The organism is Klebsiella sp. BDA134-6 (genome assembly GCF_015601345.1).
Classification (GTDB): domain Bacteria; phylum Pseudomonadota; class Gammaproteobacteria; order Enterobacterales; family Enterobacteriaceae; genus Klebsiella; species Klebsiella grimontii.
This window is the reverse complement of the sequence record NZ_CP064784.1, coordinates 3,335,624-3,350,966: the sequence shown is the minus strand read 5'-3', so window position 1 is coordinate 3,350,966 and position 15,343 is coordinate 3,335,624. Positions and strand designations below refer to the sequence as shown.

Sequence of the window (15,343 nt, the reverse complement as noted above, 5' to 3'; positions counted from 1 at the left end):
ATACCCCTCCGGTTGCAATCATGGCTGCCAGGTGACGTTCTATGAATAACAAGCGGGATGTCCCATTTGCTATTAATCCGGGTAACCGTGACGAACTTGACATATTAAGTGGGCTTGCTATTCCTTAAACTGGCGCCCCGATAATAAGCGCAACGGCGAGGTGAAGAATGGCAAGTGAAAAAGAGAGGTTGCCTGGGATAAAAGAGAGCGAATTTTTTCTTAAATTTGAATGTGCTGCCCGAAAATATGGTCTGGGGATATTATTAGGGATAATTCTGGCGGCGTTGTTGGGAATTTTTTCGGGCGGCTATTTCAGCACGGCTGAAAAAACAAACGCGCAGGGTAATTTAACGGTGACCTATGAGCGATTTGGTCGTTTACAAACCGAATTCAGACTAAAAATTACTGCTCGGCCCCGCGTCGCCGATAAATATATTTTTAGCCTCGGCGGTGATTTTAATGCTTCCTTTGAACCCGGCAGCATCTGGCCCCGGCCGGATCGGATGTACAGCCAGAACGATCGGCTGTTTCTTGTATATAATCATCTGAAAAGTATGAGTAATTTTTCTGTATGGCTTTACGTTACGCCGACCAGCCCGGGAAAGTCGAACCACTCTTTACAGCTAAACGGCGAACCCGAAATCCGCTTCTGGCAATTTATTTACCCTTAGGAGGACGCGATGGAGATGGTCTTGCGAGCGTTAGCGATGTATTTAATTTTGCTGGTGGTGTTTAAAATTGCCGGCCGCCGGGCGCTGTTACAAATGACCAGTTTTGACCTGATTCTGTTGCTTATTATCAGCGAGGCCACACAGCAGGCGCTGTTGGGAAACGATTTTTCGGTGACCGGCGCGATGCTGACGATAATGACGCTGGTGGTGGTGGATATGCTTTTCGGATTAATGAAAAAATATACGGCGGGCGCGGAATCAGCGCTCGATGGTTGCCCGGTTATATTGGTCGAAAATGGCGTTCCGTTAATTGATAAGCTGAAAAAAGTGGACGTTTCCTGCGATGATATTCTGGTCGCTGCCCGGCAGAATCAGGGGATTACGGAATTAAGTAAAATCAAATATGCCATACTGGAAAGGAATGGCCACATTTCTATTATTCCTGCTGAGAGTTAAAAAGGTCTTTTTATGTCAAATAACCCTTACAACCAGGCGAAAACCACCGGCGAGCTGACCAAACAGGTCGCCAGCGCGCTGATTGACCGTCGTTTACGCTTAACCACCGCGGAGTCATGCACCGGCGGTAGCCTGGCGGCAGCGCTGTGCGCGGAAGCGGATACAGCCGCATTTTACGATATTGGCTTAATCACCTTTAGCGATCGGGCGAAACAACAGCTTCTCGACGTCAACGCGTCGACGCTGGAAAAGTATAGCGCCGTCAGCCGTCAAACCGTTGAAGAGATGTCGACGGGAGCGCTAGCGCGTTCCGGGGCGGATATCAGCATCGCCATTAGCGGATACGCGGGGCCTGACGGCGGCGATGACGGGACGCCTGCGGGCACCGTGTGGTTCGCATGGAACTTTCGCGGCGAAATCGACGCGCATAAGACGCTGTTTTCCGGCGAGTGCCAGGACGTGGTGGAAAAAGCCGTGCGCTATTCGCTGGCGATGCTGATGGAAAAGCTGCCCGGCTGGCAGAGCGCATAACACACCCTTATTGCGGAGGTTTGTATGGCAGTCATGGCGATCACTGGTGGTACTGCGGGAGTTGGCAAAGCTACGGCCCTGCGCTTTGCGCAGGCAGGCTATGACGTCGGCATTATTGCCCGCGATGATCGGAGCCTTGAAGCGACGAAACGCGAGCTCCTTCGCTATGGCGTTCGGGTTCATACCGTCGAGGCTGATGTGGCCCATGCCGATGCGCTGCTGGCGGCCGCCGGCGAAATTGAAAATCGACTCGGGGCGATCGACGTGTGGGTCAATAACGCGATGTGCGCGGTGCTGGCGCCTTTCCGGGCGATGACCCACGACGAATTTGTGCGGGTCACCGAGGTCACCTATCTGGGCTACGTCAACGGGACTCGCGCCGCGCTGGCGCTCATGACGCCCCGCGATCGCGGGGTGATTATCCAGGTCGGCTCCGCGCTGGCCTATCGCTCTATTCCGCTACAATCCGCCTATTGCGGAGCGAAGGCCGCGATTCGCGGCTTTACCGATGCGGTTCGTACCGAACTGATGCATGAAAATAGCGGCGTGAGCATTGCCATGGTGCAGATGCCGGGGCTGAATACGCCGCAGTTTGAGTGGGCGCGCAATAAGTTCGCCTGGGCGATGCGCCCGGTGCCGCCGGTATTTCAGCCGGAAGTGGCCGCCCAGGCTATTTTCAACGTCGCGCGCAGGCCCGTACGTGAACTTTGGGTGGGGAGCAGCACTATTCAGTCGATTGTGGGGCAATTTCTTTTCCCCGGCTTGCTTGACAGGCTGATGGTCAAAAAAGCATGGGAAGGGCAAATGACACGCCATTTGAACGCTGACGACCGTCAGGACTACCTTGAACAACCGGTCAGGGGACTACATAAAACGCACGGCCGTTTTTCCTCCGAGGCGAAATATCGCGCCACTGCCATTACCTCCGGCGTGCCGGGAAAAGCGCTGCTGGGCGGCGCGGCGGCGGTCGGTTTGCTCCTGGCAAGATGGTTGACCTCGCGCAAACACCGCTAACGCAGCGCGCTGCTGTTGGTCCAGAACCAGCGGTAGCCATACGCGCTAATCTCCAGCTCAACGCGCTTGCCGGGGATAAGCGCGTCAACGTAGGTTTTGTCGGCCAGGCAGGGCGTCCAGACCGCTTCGTCGATCCCTTTCGCGGTAAAGCGCTGCGCTTTTTCACTGAAATTAAGCAAAGTGATGACGCTACGCTCGCGATCATCGTAGCAAATCGCCAGGATCGCCTGATTATCGGTGCTAATGATGCGGAAAGGGGCAACGGCGATTTCCGGGAACTCGGAACGCGTATTGGCGATATCAATTATGCGATGCAGGAGGGAATGGCGGTGCAGCAGGGAAGCAGCCACGTTGACTTTCTGATAGCGAAACGGGCCCCGGTCAATCATGGGGGCAACAAAGGTATCGGGGTCGGCTGCGGAGAAGCCGCCGCCGGCTGAACCGGCCCACTGCATCGGCGTACGTACCGCGTACCGCTCTTCCAGCGCCAGATCGTCACCCATGCCGATCTCATCCCCATAACGCATGATCGGTACGCCGGGCAGCGAAAACAGCACGGCGTGGCAGAACGCCAGCCGCTGCCGATTGCCGTTTAGCATTGGCGCGAGCCGACGGCGAATGCCGCGCTGATAAACGTTCATCTTTTCATCCGGCGCGAAGGCCTCCAGCACGGTCTGCTTGTTCTTGTTGCCGATACCCTCCAGATCCAGCTCATCATGATTACGCAACCAGTTGGCGAAGCAGCAGGCGTCGGGAGGGACGATGGTTTTCTTTATTGCGTTAATCAGCGGGCGCGCGTTCTGGCTGGCGAGACTGACGTAAAAGTATTTGTTCAACCAGAAGTTAAGCACCATGTTAAGCCGGTTATTGTCGCCGAAATAGTCGCGGTACTGTTCGACGTCAACGTCAACTTCGCCCAGCAGAATGGCCTGCGGGTTATGCCGTTCGATCAGTCGGCGCAGATGTTCCAGGATCCACAGCCCCCGTTTCTCCTCGCCGCGTCCGGCCTGCTTTGTGAGATGCGCAGCTGCATCCAGACGGAAGCCGGAAACCCCCAGCTTCAGCCAAAAGATAATGATATTTTCGACCTCTTTAATAACGGCAGGCGAGGCCAGATTGAGATCGGGTTCGTGACGATAAAACATATGGCGAAAATATTGCCCGGCTTCTTCATCCCACGTCCAGATGCTCTCTTCGACGCCGGGAAACATCGGCGGCGTATCGTCATCGTCGCTATCCGCCCACAGATAATAGTCGCGAAACGGCGAACTGCGGCTGCGGCGCGCCTGTTGAAACCACGGATGAACGTCCGAGGTGTGCTGAATCAGCAGTTCAATAATGACCTGCATCCCTAATTCGCGGGCCTGCTCGATAAAGGCGATGATATCCGCCAGTTGACCAAATCGCGGATCGACCTGCAGGTGGTCGCTGACATCGTAGCCTTCATCCAGAAATGGCGTCAGGTAGAAGGGGGTTATCCAGATTACTGTCGCGCCCATCCGGCGAATATAGCGCAGCTTGGCCGTAATCCCGGCGATATCGCCGCAGCCATCGCCGTTGAAATCGTAAAAGAGGGCGGAATCAATCTGATAGATAATGGCCCGTGTATGCCAGTCAGCCATAGCGTACCTCAGTGATAGCCTTCATTTCCGGAAACTTTGCCGCGGAACACGTAGTAGCTCCATGCGGTGTAAACCAAAATCACCGGAATGATGAGCAGGGTGCCTACCAGCATAAAGAGCTGGCTGGCAGGCGGCGCGGAAGCCTCCCACAGCGTGATATGCGGTGGAATGATATTGGGCCACAAACTGATACCCAGACCGCTGAAGCCGAGAAAAATGAGCCCAAGCGTCAGGAGGAAAGGACGGGCATGACTGTCGGGGTTAGCGCTCAGGCGCCAGAGCCACAGGCTAAAGACGAGAACCAGAATGGGGACGGGCACAAACCAGTAGAAATTGGGCAGGGTAAACCAGCGTTCAGCAACGGAATGCCAGCCCAGCGGCGTCCAGACGCTGACCACGGCGATGACCGCCAGCAGAGCCAGTAGCGTATGGCGAGTCAGGTCGCGCATACGCTGCTGCAGCGCGCCTTCGCTTTTCATAATCAGCCAGGTCGTGCCAAGCAGCGTATAAGCCACCACCAGCCCTACACCGCAGAACAGGTTGAAGGGCGTCAACCAGTCCAGCGCGGAGCCGATGAACCTGCGGTCGGCAACGTCAAAGCCGCTAATGACCGCACCCACGACGATCCCCTGGCTAAAGGTGGCCAACAACGAGCCGCCGACAAAAGAGTAATCCCAGAACTTTTGATGAGAGGGGGTGGACTTAAAGCGAAACTCAAAGGCCACGCCGCGAAAGATCAGACCAATTAGCATAGCGGTAAGCGGAATCGTCAGCGCATCGGCGATCACGGCGTAGGCCAGCGGAAAGGCGCCGAATAGCCCCGCGCCGCCCAGCACCAGCCAGGTCTCATTACCGTCCCATACCGGGGCGACGCTGTTCATCATCACGTCGCGCTCGGAGGCGTTGGGGACAAAGCTGAATACCATGCCAATACCCAGATCGAAGCCGTCCATCACGATATACATCAGGGTGGCAAACACAATGATGACAAACCAGATCACGGGAATATCGATGCCCATTAGCTTTTCTCCTCTTCAGGCACGGCTTCTGCGGCGGAAAGGGGGCGCGCCGGCGTGCCGGAGGTTGACGACGTTAATTCGCTGACGGGCTGCGGCCCTTTTTTAATCAGCCGGATAATATAGTAATAACCGACGCCGAAGACCGAGCAGTAAACAATGATAAAGACCAGCAGGCTGACGACCATTTGCGCTGTGCTATGCAGGGAGACTGCGTCTCGGGTGCGTAAAAAACCATAGATAACCCAGGGCTGGCGTCCCGCTTCGGTCGTGATCCAGCCGGCCAACAGCGCTAGCAGCCCCGCTGGACCCATCGCCAGCGCGGACCACTGAAAGGGGCGGGAGTGATAAAGACGCTGCCGATAGCGCAGCCAGAGGCTCCATACGCCAAGGGCTATCATCAACACGCCCATACCCACCATGATGCGAAACGACCAGAAGACGATAAGGGAATTTGGCCGATCCTCTTTCGGGAAATCTTTTAGGGCAGGGACCTGCTTATTCAGGCTATGGGTCAGGATCAGGCTGCCAAGCGCCGGGATCTCCAGGCCGTATTTGGTGCGCTCTTCCGCCATGTCCGGTACGCCAAACAGCAGCAGTGGGGTGGCTTCTCCGGGTTTGTTCTCCCAGTGGCCTTCTATGGCAGCGATTTTTGCCGGCTGATGTTCAAGCGTGTTGAGGCCGTGCATATCGCCGACGATGGCCTGGACCGGCGCGACCAGCAGGGCCATCCACATCGCCATTGAGAACATTTTGCGTATCGCCGGCGTATCGTTGCCGCGAAGAAGATGCCAGGCGGCGGAGGCGCCGACAAACATCGCGCTGCTGAGAAAAGCGGCGATCGCCATGTGCGACAGGCGATACGGGAAAGAGGGGTTGAAGATAATCGCCAGCCAGTCCTGCGGAATAATGTGACCGTTTTCAATGGTAAAACCCTGCGGCGTCTGCATCCAGCTATTGGACGCGAGGATCCAGAAGGTTGACATTAGCGTGCCCAGCGCCACCATGCAGGTGGTGAAGAAGTGCAGGCCAGGGGGAACTTTATTCCAGCCAAAGAGCATGACGCCTAAGAAACCCGCTTCAAGAAAAAAAGCGGTGAGGACTTCGTAAAGCAGCAGGGGACCGGTAATGCTACCGGCAAACTGCGAGAAGCCGCTCCAGTTGGTGCCGAATTGATAGGCCATGACCAGGCCTGAAACCACGCCCATTCCGAAATTAACGGCAAAAATTTTCAGCCAGAAATTATACAATGAGCGCCAGACGTCGTCTTTTGTCCTCAGCCACATCCCCTCCAGCACCACCAGATAGCTGGCAAGCCCGATGGTAATTGCCGGGAAAAGAATATGAAAAGAGACGGTAAATGCGAACTGCAGCCGTGCCAGATTAAACGCGTCGAGTTCAAACATGATCCGGACCCCATCACATAACAACCCCCAGAACCGAGCAGGGGGCAGTGATTAACAGCAGGTTATCGAGGATTAAGGCTTTTCCTTACCCTCGCCGAGCTCGGCGCCGGTAAGAGGATCGCCATCGGGGGCGGATTCGATCCGTTCCGCCATGGCTTTCACCAGAGCCTTCTGCTCGGCTGTTAGCCTGACGCTGACGCTCCCGTTTCCGCCATCTACTGCAGGTGCAGGCTGCGGATCCGCGACATAATCGAAGTGCCGATCGCTATTCCAGCTCCCGCGTATGTCGTCTCCCTACGACATATTGTAGTAGGTGCTGGCGTATTCAGGGAGTGGCGGTAATTTACCCGGCGGCTAGCTCGCCCTGAGGGCCGCCGAATTGTTCCAGAAGGAGGTTCGCCAGTCCCGGATTTGGCTCCGCGACCCTTACGGTATACTGAAGTTGCTTAACGTGTCGGAACATAGGCTCTTATCCTTATTGCTTATTTCTTAGCTTCAACGCCTTCGGCTTCAGAACGCAGAAGGAACTCCTCCGTTGTTTGCGGGATATGCTTCAGCAGCCAGTCGGCCATTGCCCGCTCCTCTGCAAGAATTGATTCGATGGCCGGGATCGATGCGACGTCGCCGGCTTTATTAGCAGCGGCAAGCAGGGAGGTATAACAGGCAATTTCAAACTGCTCAAAGACATAACCGCTAATTGACCCTTTAACAATTTCATCGGAAGGGAACATGCCGCCAATGGATTGCCCGAAGGCGGCCATTTTGCTCATTGAATCCTTCAGTACCGAACGCGATATATTATTACGGTCGAGAATTTCCTCCAGTACGGTAATTTGGCGTTTGGTTTCAGTTACGTGCTGTTGAATTCGACTGCGTAGGTCCGGGTAGTTATCGATGCGGCCCGCCATGGATTCCAGCATGGATTCTGCTTGCTTTTCCATTGCATGTGCATCGCGTAGCCAGTCGTGATAATGTTCAAGGTGATTCATAATCAACTCCTTAATATCGGGTTATTATCTGGCTATTTATTTTGTGCATCTTTATTAATATTGCCGACCGCCAGGTCAGTTAATTTAAGGTCGGTTGATTTCTCTTCTTCTAACGTTTCCGCTAAAAGCTTAACCGCTTTTTTATAACCCAGTTGTTCTGCTAAGGTGGCGAGAGTACCGTAGCTGGCAATTTCATAATGTTCAACCTTTTGCGCAGCGGCAATTAATGCAGCATCCCGCACTTCATTTTTCTCTGTGCTCTCGATGACTTCGTTAGCTTCTTCAATAAGCCCCTCCATCGCCACGCATTTCATACGCTTAATTTTGATGGCAGGTTCTTGCTCGACAATTTGATCGATACGCTCAATCTGCCCCTGGGTCTCTTCAAGGTGGGCCTTGAAGGCGGCGCTGAGCTGTTCGCTTGACGCTGCCCTTGCCAATTTAGCCAGCCCGCGAGTTAATTGTTTTTCAGCGCTGTAAGTATCCGATAAAAGATGAATAAATACGTCTTCTATGCTTTTCATATTCATATGAAATACCTTTTACACAGGAGAATAACTGCGAGTCCGCAGACCCGCAGGATACTCTTTTATTTACAAGAGAACGAGGCGATTAATAATCAGGAATTATCAGATTTACGTCCGCCACCATGACTATTTTGTCCGCCTTTTTTACCGGCTTCAGATGCACGTTGCGGATCGTTTTTAAAGTTCCCACCGCTGTGCTGACCGCCTTTACGTCCAGCTTCAGATGCTTTATCACGGTCTTCAGCGAAATTACCGGAACCACCACGATGTTCTGCCATATTTTCATACCTCTGTTGATTTTATGTCAGGAAGATACGATTTGGATACGTATCCGTTGTCGTTCAGGAATTAAATTTAGCTGTTATTTACGAACAGTCAAACCGCTTGCTGGGGATATTTTTTTGAAATATTCTGAATTACATAACGGTAACCGTTTCGCTTGTTTTGAATGAATGTCAGCATAACGGGTTATGATCTAACGAAAGATTTTTATTAGCGAGAGGATATATCCAGAGCCGTTGCGTTAATAAACTCCTGACTGACCTGGCGCAGGACTTTACGTCACTTTACATAACCGTGGAGAATAACTTAACGGTTACTGAACGTTATTAGCAGATGAGTTGAGAAAAGTCAGAAAATAATGAGGTTACAGAAAGAGAGTGATTTTCGGATGTTTCAATGCGGGAGATAAAACAGGCACCATATCACGAGATTGTGAAATGGTGCGTCCGAGTGGACTCGAACCACCGACCCCCACCATGTCAAGGTGGTGCTCTAACCAACTGAGCTACGGACGCATTATGGTGCGTTTAATTGGACTCGAACCAACGACCCCCACCATGTCAAGGTGGTGCTCTAACCAACTGAGCTATAAACGCATTATGGTGCGTTCAATTGGACTCGAACCAACGACCCCCACCATGTCAAGGTGGTGCTCTAACCAACTGAGCTATGAACGCAATGTTGCAGCAGCAACGGGGACGCATATTAGCGGGAGGGAGGGGTTGTGGCAAGAGGCAAACGTCACTTTTCTTCCAGTTTTCTCGCGATCGCAGAAGTTTTATCCATATTGGTTATATTTTACTGATGCAAAAGAATATTTCTTCACCAGCACGGGAAAACGGCGCTGAATCAGCGCCGTTGGATACCGACTTCGCTTTCGCGACGGGTTAGCGCGCAGCGCGCTGTAAAATGATGCTGGAAGGCTGACGCTGCAGGAAACGCATACGCAGCATCATCATCACGGCGGCGGAGGTAAGACCAATTATAAATCCGCACCAGAAACCGGCGGGGCCCATGCGCGGCACGATCAGATCGGTCAGGGCCAGCAGGTAGCCGCTCGGCAGACCCAATACCCAGTAGGCGGTAAAGGTAATAAAGAAGATGGAACGCGTGTCTTTATAGCCGCGCAGGATCCCGCTGCCGATCACCTGAACGGAGTCGGAAATCTGGTAGATGGCCGCGAGCAGCATTAGCTGGGACGCCAGGGCCACGACCTCGGGATTGTCGTTATACAGCAGCGCAATTTGCTTACGCATCAGAATGGTGAACACCGCCGTGAAAACGGCCATGCACACCCCAACGCCGACGCCGGTTCTGGCTGAGGTCTGAGCCTCCAGCGTTGAACCCTGCCCGAGACGGAAGCCTACGCGAATCGTCACCGCTGCCGCTAGCGAGAGCGGTAAAACGAACATCAGCGAGCTGAAGTTAAGGGCAATCTGATGCCCGGCCACGTCAACGATCCCCAACGGCGAGACCAGCAGCGCCACGACGGCAAACAGCGTGACTTCGAAAAACAGCGCCAGCGCAATCGGCAGGCCCAGCTGCACCAGACGCTGAATGACGGCGAAATCCGGTTTGCTGAATCGCCCCTGGAGATGAATATCACGCATCGAACGCGCGCGGCGTACCCAGAACAGCATGCTGAAAAACATCACCCAGTAAACCGATGCCGTCGCTACGCCACAGCCAATCCCGCCAAGTTCCGGCATACCGAAGTGACCGTAGATAAAAATGTAGTTCACCGGAATGTTGACCAGCAGGCCGATAAATCCCATGACCATACCCGGCTTGGTTTTCGCCAGCCCTTCACATTGGTTACGGGCAACCTGAAAGAACAGATAGCCGGGCGCGCCCCACAGCAGCGCGCGCAGGTAGCCGACCGCTTTGTCCGCCATCGCCGGGTCGATGTTATGCATTGAGCTGATAATGTAACCGGCGTTCCACAGCACGACCATCACCAGGACGGAGACGAAGCCGGCCAGCCAGAATCCCTGGCGCACCTGGTGGGCGATACGATCACGACGGCCGGAACCATTCAACTGAGCAATAACGGGCGTCAGGGCCAGCAGCAGGCCGTGGCCAAAGAGGATCGCCGGTAGCCAGATGGAAGTGCCGATGGCAACGGCCGCCATATCGGTGGCGCTATAGCCGCCCGCCATCACGGTATCGACAAAGCCCATGGCGGTTTGGGCGACCTGAGCAAGAATAACGGGTATAGCCAGTGCTAATAACTGACGCGCTTCAATAAAATACTTCTGCACGTGAACACCTATATATTGTTGTTATTGGAGGACTAAAAAAGCCGCCATCAAGGGCAGCAAGAAGAAAAAGCAGAGGGATTTGCCAGACTATTGTAGCGAGGATTAGCCATTTAGCCAGTGAAAAAATTCCTCTGCACGTTGTGCGCTGGCAACCTGTTTTGCCAGCTGTTATTGTTCGTCATAGCCGAAAACGGTACTGATACCGTCACGAATTTATACAGGAGCAAAATATGTTTACCGGTATTGTGCAGGGGACCGCCAAAGTGGTGGCTATAGATGAAAAACCCAACTTTCGCACCCACGTTGTGGAGCTGCCTGAGCATATGCTCGCGGGGCTTGAAACAGGCGCTTCGGTAGCGCACAACGGCTGCTGCTTGACGGTCACCGATATCAATGGTCCGCGAGTAAGTTTTGATCTGATGAAAGAGACCTTGCGGATAACCAATCTGGGCGCGATCCGCGAGGGCGACAGCGTCAACGTTGAGCGCGCGGCCAAATTCAGCGATGAAATTGGCGGTCACCTGATGTCAGGTCATATTATGACCACCGCGGAGGTGGTGAAAATTCTGACCTCGGAAAATAATCGCCAGATTTGGTTTAAGGTTCAGGACCCGACGTTGATGAAATATATCCTCTACAAAGGATATATCGGCGTCGATGGGATTAGCCTCACCGTCGGTGAAGTGACGCCAACCCGGTTCTGCGTGCATTTAATTCCGGAAACGCTGCAGCGCACCACGCTTGGGGTGAAAAAGCTGGGCGATCGGGTGAATATTGAAATCGATCCGCAGACGCAGGCGGTCATTGATACTGTTGAGCGCGTGCTGGCGGCGAAAGAAGCAGAAGCGGCGCTGAAAACGGCGGCCGAATAATAAATTCCCCCGCCGAAGCGGGGGAAATTTTTAGCGGGCCACGCGCAGACCGTGTTCGGCTCCGCGAGAAAAAACCACCTGCCACAGCTGAATATCGCGCGCGCGGAAAGCGCCGGCGCAGGCATTCAGGTAATAGCTGAACATGCGTTTAAAGCGTTCTGAGTAGTTGTCGGCAATTTCCGGCCAGCTATTAAGGAAGCGCTCATACCAGGCCATAAGCGTGGTGTCGTAGTCGGCGCCGAAATTATGCCAGTCTTCCATAACAAAATGCGATTCGCTGGCTTCGGCAATATGGCGCACCGACGGCAGACAGCCGTTAGGGAAGATATATTTGTTGATCCAGGGGTCAACGCTATGGTCGGTTTTTTTCGAGCCGATGGTATGGAGCAGGAAACGACCTTCGGGCTTCAGATTACGATCGACCACATCAAAATAGGTGGCGTAATTTTTAGGTCCGACGTGTTCGAACATGCCGACTGAAACAATACGGTCAAAGCTCTCGTGCAGGTCGCGATAGTCCTGGAGGAGGATGGTGACGTCGAGGTCAGCGCAGCGCTGCTGCGCCATTTTCTGCTGCTCCGCCGAGATGGTAACGCCCACCACGCTAACCTGGTAATTTTTGGCCATGTAGTAGGCCAACCCGCCCCAGCCGCAGCCGATATCCAGCACCCGCATGCCGGGCTCAAGCTCAAGTTTACGGCAGATGAGATCCAATTTGGCCTGCTGTGCGTCATCAAGAGTTTCCGCGTCTTTCCAGTACGCGCAGGAATACTGCATATAAGGGTCAAGCATGCGGCTGAACAGATCGTTACCTAAATCGTAATGCTCCTTGCCGACAATCCAGGACCGTTTTTTACTTTGCAGATTGAATAAGCGTGCGCTGGCGATACGCAAGGTATCTTTGAAATGATGGGGAAGCTGATTTTCCAGTCCGGCGCGTAAAACTTTATGGAAAAATATATCCAGCCGTTCACAATCCCACCAGCCGTCCATATAGCTTTCGCCTAGCCCCAGCGACCCCTCCTGCAAAACACGCTTAAAAAAGAGCGGGTTTTTAATCCGTAGATCGGAAGGGGCAGGACCATTAATTTCGATGCCCGCACGGCCTAATAATTCAGCTGCAATTCGGTACCAATCATCATTTGGTACACTGACTACTTCTTCTATACACGATGAACTCATAGCTTCTCCATCACGCCCAAGTGATCAGAACCTTAAAACAGCGTAGACGCTTTTTTGGCTTTGTGAGAAATCTCACGGATAATCCGTGAGGCTGCTATCCGACGTAGAACAGAGGAAGGGAGGTAACCCTTGCCGAAAGGCCTTCCATGGGGAAACGGGATGCATCCTGCTCCCGTTTAATCAATTAATCTTTCTATTTATGTGATGCCGGATCCAGTATAGGCCGCTAAAAACAGGCTTTCAACAAAAATATCTTAGCAAGCTAACTACTGAATTCTATAACTATCAGCAGAATAGCTTACGCATGTGACGATTCTGTTGCAGGATGCGCGGCTTTATACTGCATGCGGTAGCCTATGCCGGCCAGCACGATGGAGACCAGCATCACGCTGGTGGTCGTTTGCAGCGGCGTGGCAATCAGCGTAGAAACCAGCAGGCTGGTCAGGAAACAGAGACCAAGCTGCAGAGTGTTTTGCAGCGCCGCAGCACGCCCGGTCGCCTGCGGGAATGGCTTCAGGGCCTGCGCGACGACGATCGGATAAATACCTCCGTTCACCACCGCCATGGCGCAGAACGGAATCATCAGCCCAATAAGCGTCGCATTCTCCCGCAGGCCAACCAGCCAGGTGGCGGCGACGCTGACGGCAAAAATCGCCAGCAGCCAGGGAAGAATTTGCTGCCCCTGCCATTTTTGCAGCGCCGCGCGGCAGCCGTAACCGCCCACCAGAAACGCGATAGTCTGTGGCACATAGCTCAGGCCAATAACGGTCGGGCCGTAGCCCATTTCATGGAGAATAAACGGCGAGCCCGTGAGCCAGGCGAAAAAGCTGGCGGAACAGGCGGCGTAGATCAGCACGTTACCGCTATATTCCCGCGAGCGCAGCAGGGCGAGGAAGGTGAGCTTCTTCTGGGCGCTGACGATCGGTTTATTCGCCGGCTTCAGGCGCAGGGCCGGCAGCATCAGCAGCAGGGTAATGGCGAACAGAACGGCAAAAATGGCCTGCCATTCGAAGTGAACCAGCAGCCAGCTGCCAAGCAGCGGCGCCAGCGCCGGCGATAAACCAACCAGCGGCATAATGGCGGCGAAAATGCGGTTGGTTCTTTGCGCGGGGTAATAATCGGTTACCATCGCCTGCCAGGTCACCGCGGCGGCGCAAACCCCCAGAGCCTGGATAAAGCGCAGCGCCAGCATCAGGCCGGCATCGCGCACCCACAGCATCCCCAGGCAGCCGACAGCAAAGATAGCCAGGCCGCTCAGCAGCACCGGCTTACGGCCGTAGCGATCGGAAATGGGGCCCCAGAAGAGCTGCCCAAGCGCAAAGCCCGCCAGGAACAGGCTCAGGCTGGCGCTGACCGAGGCGGCGGAAGTATTCAGATCCTGTTGCATGGCGGCGAAAGCGGGAAGATACATATCGGTGGCCAGAAAGCCCAGTACGCTGAGGCCAGCCAGCCAGACTAAAAATCCTTTCCCAGGTTGTTGCATAACGTTCTCTTTTTATTGTGCAGGTACGATGGCGCAGAGTGTAGGGAGTGCATTAAGGCTTGTGAAACGCTAATATTTGTCAGATGAGTTCAAAAATTTTGTAGGCAGAAAATGTGGTCTGAATACTCGCTTGAGGTTGTCGATGCTGTCGCCCGCAACGGCAGCTTTAGCGCCGCCGCCCAGGAACTGCACCGCGTACCCTCGGCCGTCAGCTATACCGTACGTCAGCTGGAGGAGTGGCTGGCGGTGCCGCTGTTCGAACGCCGCCATCGGGATGTGGAATTAACGCCGGCCGGCGTCTGGTTTTTACAGGAAGGGCGATCTGTTATCAAAAAAATGCAGATCACCCGCCAGCAGTGCCAGCAGATCGCCAACGGCTGGCGCGGGCAGCTTTCTATCGCGGTTGATAACATCGTTAAACCCACGCGTATGCGGCAGATGATCGTTGATTTTTATCGCCATTTTGATGACGTCGAGCTGATCGTCTTTCAGGAAGTGTTCAACGGCGTCTGGGATGCGCTCGCCGACGGTCGCGTGGAGTTAGCCATCGGCGCGACGCGCTCAATTCCGGTAGGGGGACGCTACGCCTTCCGCGATATGGGGATGCTGAGCTGGGACTGCGTCGTTGCGAGCCACCATCCGCTGGCAAAAATGGCGGGGCCTTTGAGCGATGACGTGTTGCGCAACTGGCCGTCTCTGGTCAGAGAGGATACGTCACGCTCGCTGCCAAAGAGGACCACGTGGCTGCTCGATAACCAGAAGAGGGTCGTCGTGCCGGACTGGGATGCTTCTGAAACCTGCCTCTCCGCCGGACTGTGCGTCGGTATGGTGCCCGGGCATTTAGCGCGTCCGTGGCTAGATAGCGGTGAATGGACGGCGCTGGATCTGGAGAACCCCTTCCCGGATGCCGCATGCTGCCTGACGTGGCAGCAAAGCGACGCTTCGCCGGCGCTGCTCTGGTTACTGGATTATCTTGGCGATAGCGAAACGCTAAATCGGGAGTGGCTGCGGGCGCCGGAATAACCGACCCC

Annotated in this window: 16 protein-coding genes, 3 tRNA genes and 1 pseudogene; 6 read left to right on the top strand and 14 right to left on the bottom strand. The window is 54.3% G+C overall.

The window, feature by feature from the left end:
• Nucleotides 1–167 precede the first annotated feature (167 nt).
• Genes IYV58_RS15495 through IYV58_RS15480 form a run of 4 tightly spaced genes read left to right on the top strand, consistent with a single transcriptional unit; the run spans nt 168 to nt 2,672 of the window.
• Nucleotides 168–671, top strand: a complete 504-nt coding sequence (locus tag IYV58_RS15495) for a hypothetical protein (RefSeq protein ID WP_004119423.1) — start codon at nt 168–170, stop codon at nt 669–671.
• A gap of 9 nt (nt 672–680) precedes the next feature.
• Nucleotides 681–1,127, top strand: coding sequence for a DUF421 domain-containing protein (locus tag IYV58_RS15490; RefSeq protein ID WP_004119426.1), 447 nt, complete (start codon nt 681–683; stop codon nt 1,125–1,127).
• Between the two features lie 12 nt (nt 1,128–1,139).
• Nucleotides 1,140–1,658 carry a 2-oxo-tetronate isomerase gene (locus tag IYV58_RS15485; RefSeq protein ID WP_004119430.1) on the top strand — a complete coding sequence of 173 codons (519 nt, stop codon included), beginning with the start codon at nt 1,140–1,142 and terminating at the stop codon, nt 1,656–1,658.
• Nucleotides 1,659–1,682: 24 nt separating this feature from the next.
• Nucleotides 1,683–2,672 (top strand): SDR family oxidoreductase, encoded by a 990-nt coding sequence (locus tag IYV58_RS15480; protein WP_004119433.1) that lies wholly within the window; start codon nt 1,683–1,685, stop codon nt 2,670–2,672.
• On the opposite strand, the gene IYV58_RS15475 is transcribed toward IYV58_RS15480, so the two are convergent.
• The 12 genes and pseudogenes from IYV58_RS15475 to mdtK form a co-directional block, all read right to left on the bottom strand.
• The gene (locus IYV58_RS15475) at nt 2,669–4,294 is read right to left on the bottom strand and encodes an alpha-amylase family protein (protein ID WP_112164840.1); all 1,626 of its coding nucleotides are present in this window, start codon (nt 4,292–4,294) and stop codon (nt 2,669–2,671) included. The two genes, IYV58_RS15480 and IYV58_RS15475, sit on opposite strands and share 4 nt — an antisense overlap.
• An 8-nt stretch (nt 4,295–4,302) precedes the next feature.
• Nucleotides 4,303–5,313 (bottom strand): cytochrome d ubiquinol oxidase subunit II, encoded by a 1,011-nt coding sequence (gene cydB / locus IYV58_RS15470; RefSeq protein ID WP_087828206.1) that lies wholly within the window; start codon nt 5,311–5,313, stop codon nt 4,303–4,305.
• The gene (locus IYV58_RS15465; protein ID WP_004119441.1) at nt 5,313–6,716 is read right to left on the bottom strand and encodes a cytochrome ubiquinol oxidase subunit I; all 1,404 of its coding nucleotides are present in this window, start codon (nt 6,714–6,716) and stop codon (nt 5,313–5,315) included. The genes cydB and IYV58_RS15465 overlap by 1 nt, the downstream gene beginning before the upstream one ends.
• A gap of 72 nt (nt 6,717–6,788) precedes the next feature.
• A pseudogene (locus IYV58_RS15460) lies at nt 6,789–7,070 on the bottom strand (manganese catalase family protein); the annotation flags it as partial.
• Nucleotides 7,060–7,179, bottom strand: a complete 120-nt coding sequence (locus IYV58_RS28600; RefSeq protein WP_075208535.1) for a manganese catalase family protein — start codon at nt 7,177–7,179, stop codon at nt 7,060–7,062. The gene IYV58_RS28600 and the pseudogene IYV58_RS15460, both read right to left, overlap by 11 nt.
• Nucleotides 7,180–7,198: 19 nt before the next feature.
• Nucleotides 7,199–7,705 (bottom strand): ferritin-like domain-containing protein, encoded by a 507-nt coding sequence (locus IYV58_RS15455; protein WP_004119445.1) that lies wholly within the window; start codon nt 7,703–7,705, stop codon nt 7,199–7,201.
• Between the two features lie 32 nt (nt 7,706–7,737).
• Nucleotides 7,738–8,235, bottom strand: a complete 498-nt coding sequence (locus tag IYV58_RS15450; RefSeq protein WP_004119447.1) for a YciE/YciF ferroxidase family protein — start codon at nt 8,233–8,235, stop codon at nt 7,738–7,740.
• An 89-nt stretch (nt 8,236–8,324) separates the two neighbouring features.
• Nucleotides 8,325–8,510 carry a con-10 family general stress protein gene (locus IYV58_RS15445; protein WP_004136767.1) on the bottom strand — a complete coding sequence of 62 codons (186 nt, stop codon included), beginning with the start codon at nt 8,508–8,510 and terminating at the stop codon, nt 8,325–8,327.
• A gap of 442 nt (nt 8,511–8,952) precedes the next feature.
• A tRNA-Val gene (locus IYV58_RS15440) sits at nt 8,953–9,029 on the bottom strand.
• Between the two features lie 4 nt (nt 9,030–9,033).
• Nucleotides 9,034–9,110, bottom strand: a tRNA-Val gene (locus IYV58_RS15435).
• A 4-nt stretch (nt 9,111–9,114) separates the two neighbouring features.
• Nucleotides 9,115–9,191, bottom strand: a tRNA-Val gene (locus IYV58_RS15430).
• Between the two features lie 210 nt (nt 9,192–9,401).
• Complete coding sequence (gene mdtK, locus IYV58_RS15425) at nt 9,402–10,775, bottom strand: MdtK family multidrug efflux MATE transporter (RefSeq protein WP_195322143.1); 1,374 nt, start codon at nt 10,773–10,775, stop codon at nt 9,402–9,404.
• Nucleotides 10,776–11,005: 230 nt separating this feature from the next.
• On the opposite strand from mdtK, the gene IYV58_RS15420 reads away from it, so the two are divergent.
• Nucleotides 11,006–11,647 (top strand): riboflavin synthase, encoded by a 642-nt coding sequence (locus IYV58_RS15420; protein WP_004119454.1) that lies wholly within the window; start codon nt 11,006–11,008, stop codon nt 11,645–11,647.
• A 30-nt stretch (nt 11,648–11,677) separates the two neighbouring features.
• On the opposite strand, the gene cfa is transcribed toward IYV58_RS15420, so the two are convergent.
• On the bottom strand, nt 11,678–12,829 hold the full coding sequence (gene cfa / locus IYV58_RS15415; RefSeq protein ID WP_004119456.1) for a cyclopropane fatty acyl phospholipid synthase: 1,152 nt from the start codon (nt 12,827–12,829) through the stop codon (nt 11,678–11,680).
• 298 nt (nt 12,830–13,127) lie between these two features.
• On the bottom strand, nt 13,128–14,312 hold the full coding sequence (gene punC / locus IYV58_RS15410; RefSeq protein WP_004119461.1) for a purine nucleoside transporter PunC: 1,185 nt from the start codon (nt 14,310–14,312) through the stop codon (nt 13,128–13,130).
• A 111-nt stretch (nt 14,313–14,423) separates the two neighbouring features.
• Here punC and punR point away from each other — a divergent pair, with 111 nt between their 5' ends.
• The gene (gene punR, locus IYV58_RS15405) at nt 14,424–15,335 is read left to right on the top strand and encodes a DNA-binding transcriptional activator PunR (protein WP_195729118.1); all 912 of its coding nucleotides are present in this window, start codon (nt 14,424–14,426) and stop codon (nt 15,333–15,335) included.
• The last annotated feature ends 8 nt before the right edge of the window (nt 15,336–15,343 follow it).

What these genes read in the sequence shown, in the direction of transcription:
- IYV58_RS15495 (WP_004119423.1), top strand. Translation starts at nt 168, where the DNA reads ATGGCAAGTGAAAAAGAGAGGTTGCCTGGGATAAAAGAGAGCGAATTT.
- IYV58_RS15490 (WP_004119426.1), top strand. Translation starts at nt 681, where the DNA reads ATGGAGATGGTCTTGCGAGCGTTAGCGATGTATTTAATTTTGCTGGTG.
- IYV58_RS15485 (WP_004119430.1), top strand. Translation starts at nt 1,140, where the DNA reads ATGTCAAATAACCCTTACAACCAGGCGAAAACCACCGGCGAGCTGACC.
- IYV58_RS15480 (WP_004119433.1), top strand. Translation starts at nt 1,683, where the DNA reads ATGGCAGTCATGGCGATCACTGGTGGTACTGCGGGAGTTGGCAAAGCT.
- IYV58_RS15475 (WP_112164840.1), bottom strand. Translation starts at nt 4,294, where the DNA reads ATGGCTGACTGGCATACACGGGCCATTATCTATCAGATTGATTCCGCC.
- cydB (WP_087828206.1), bottom strand. Translation starts at nt 5,313, where the DNA reads ATGGGCATCGATATTCCCGTGATCTGGTTTGTCATCATTGTGTTTGCC.
- IYV58_RS15465 (WP_004119441.1), bottom strand. Translation starts at nt 6,716, where the DNA reads ATGTTTGAACTCGACGCGTTTAATCTGGCACGGCTGCAGTTCGCATTT.
- IYV58_RS28600 (WP_075208535.1), bottom strand. Translation starts at nt 7,179, where the DNA reads ATGTTCCGACACGTTAAGCAACTTCAGTATACCGTAAGGGTCGCGGAG.
- IYV58_RS15455 (WP_004119445.1), bottom strand. Translation starts at nt 7,705, where the DNA reads ATGAATCACCTTGAACATTATCACGACTGGCTACGCGATGCACATGCA.
- IYV58_RS15450 (WP_004119447.1), bottom strand. Translation starts at nt 8,235, where the DNA reads ATGAATATGAAAAGCATAGAAGACGTATTTATTCATCTTTTATCGGAT.
- IYV58_RS15445 (WP_004136767.1), bottom strand. Translation starts at nt 8,510, where the DNA reads ATGGCAGAACATCGTGGTGGTTCCGGTAATTTCGCTGAAGACCGTGAT.
- IYV58_RS15420 (WP_004119454.1), top strand. Translation starts at nt 11,006, where the DNA reads ATGTTTACCGGTATTGTGCAGGGGACCGCCAAAGTGGTGGCTATAGAT.
- cfa (WP_004119456.1), bottom strand. Translation starts at nt 12,829, where the DNA reads ATGAGTTCATCGTGTATAGAAGAAGTAGTCAGTGTACCAAATGATGAT.
- punC (WP_004119461.1), bottom strand. Translation starts at nt 14,312, where the DNA reads ATGCAACAACCTGGGAAAGGATTTTTAGTCTGGCTGGCTGGCCTCAGC.
- punR (WP_195729118.1), top strand. Translation starts at nt 14,424, where the DNA reads ATGTGGTCTGAATACTCGCTTGAGGTTGTCGATGCTGTCGCCCGCAAC.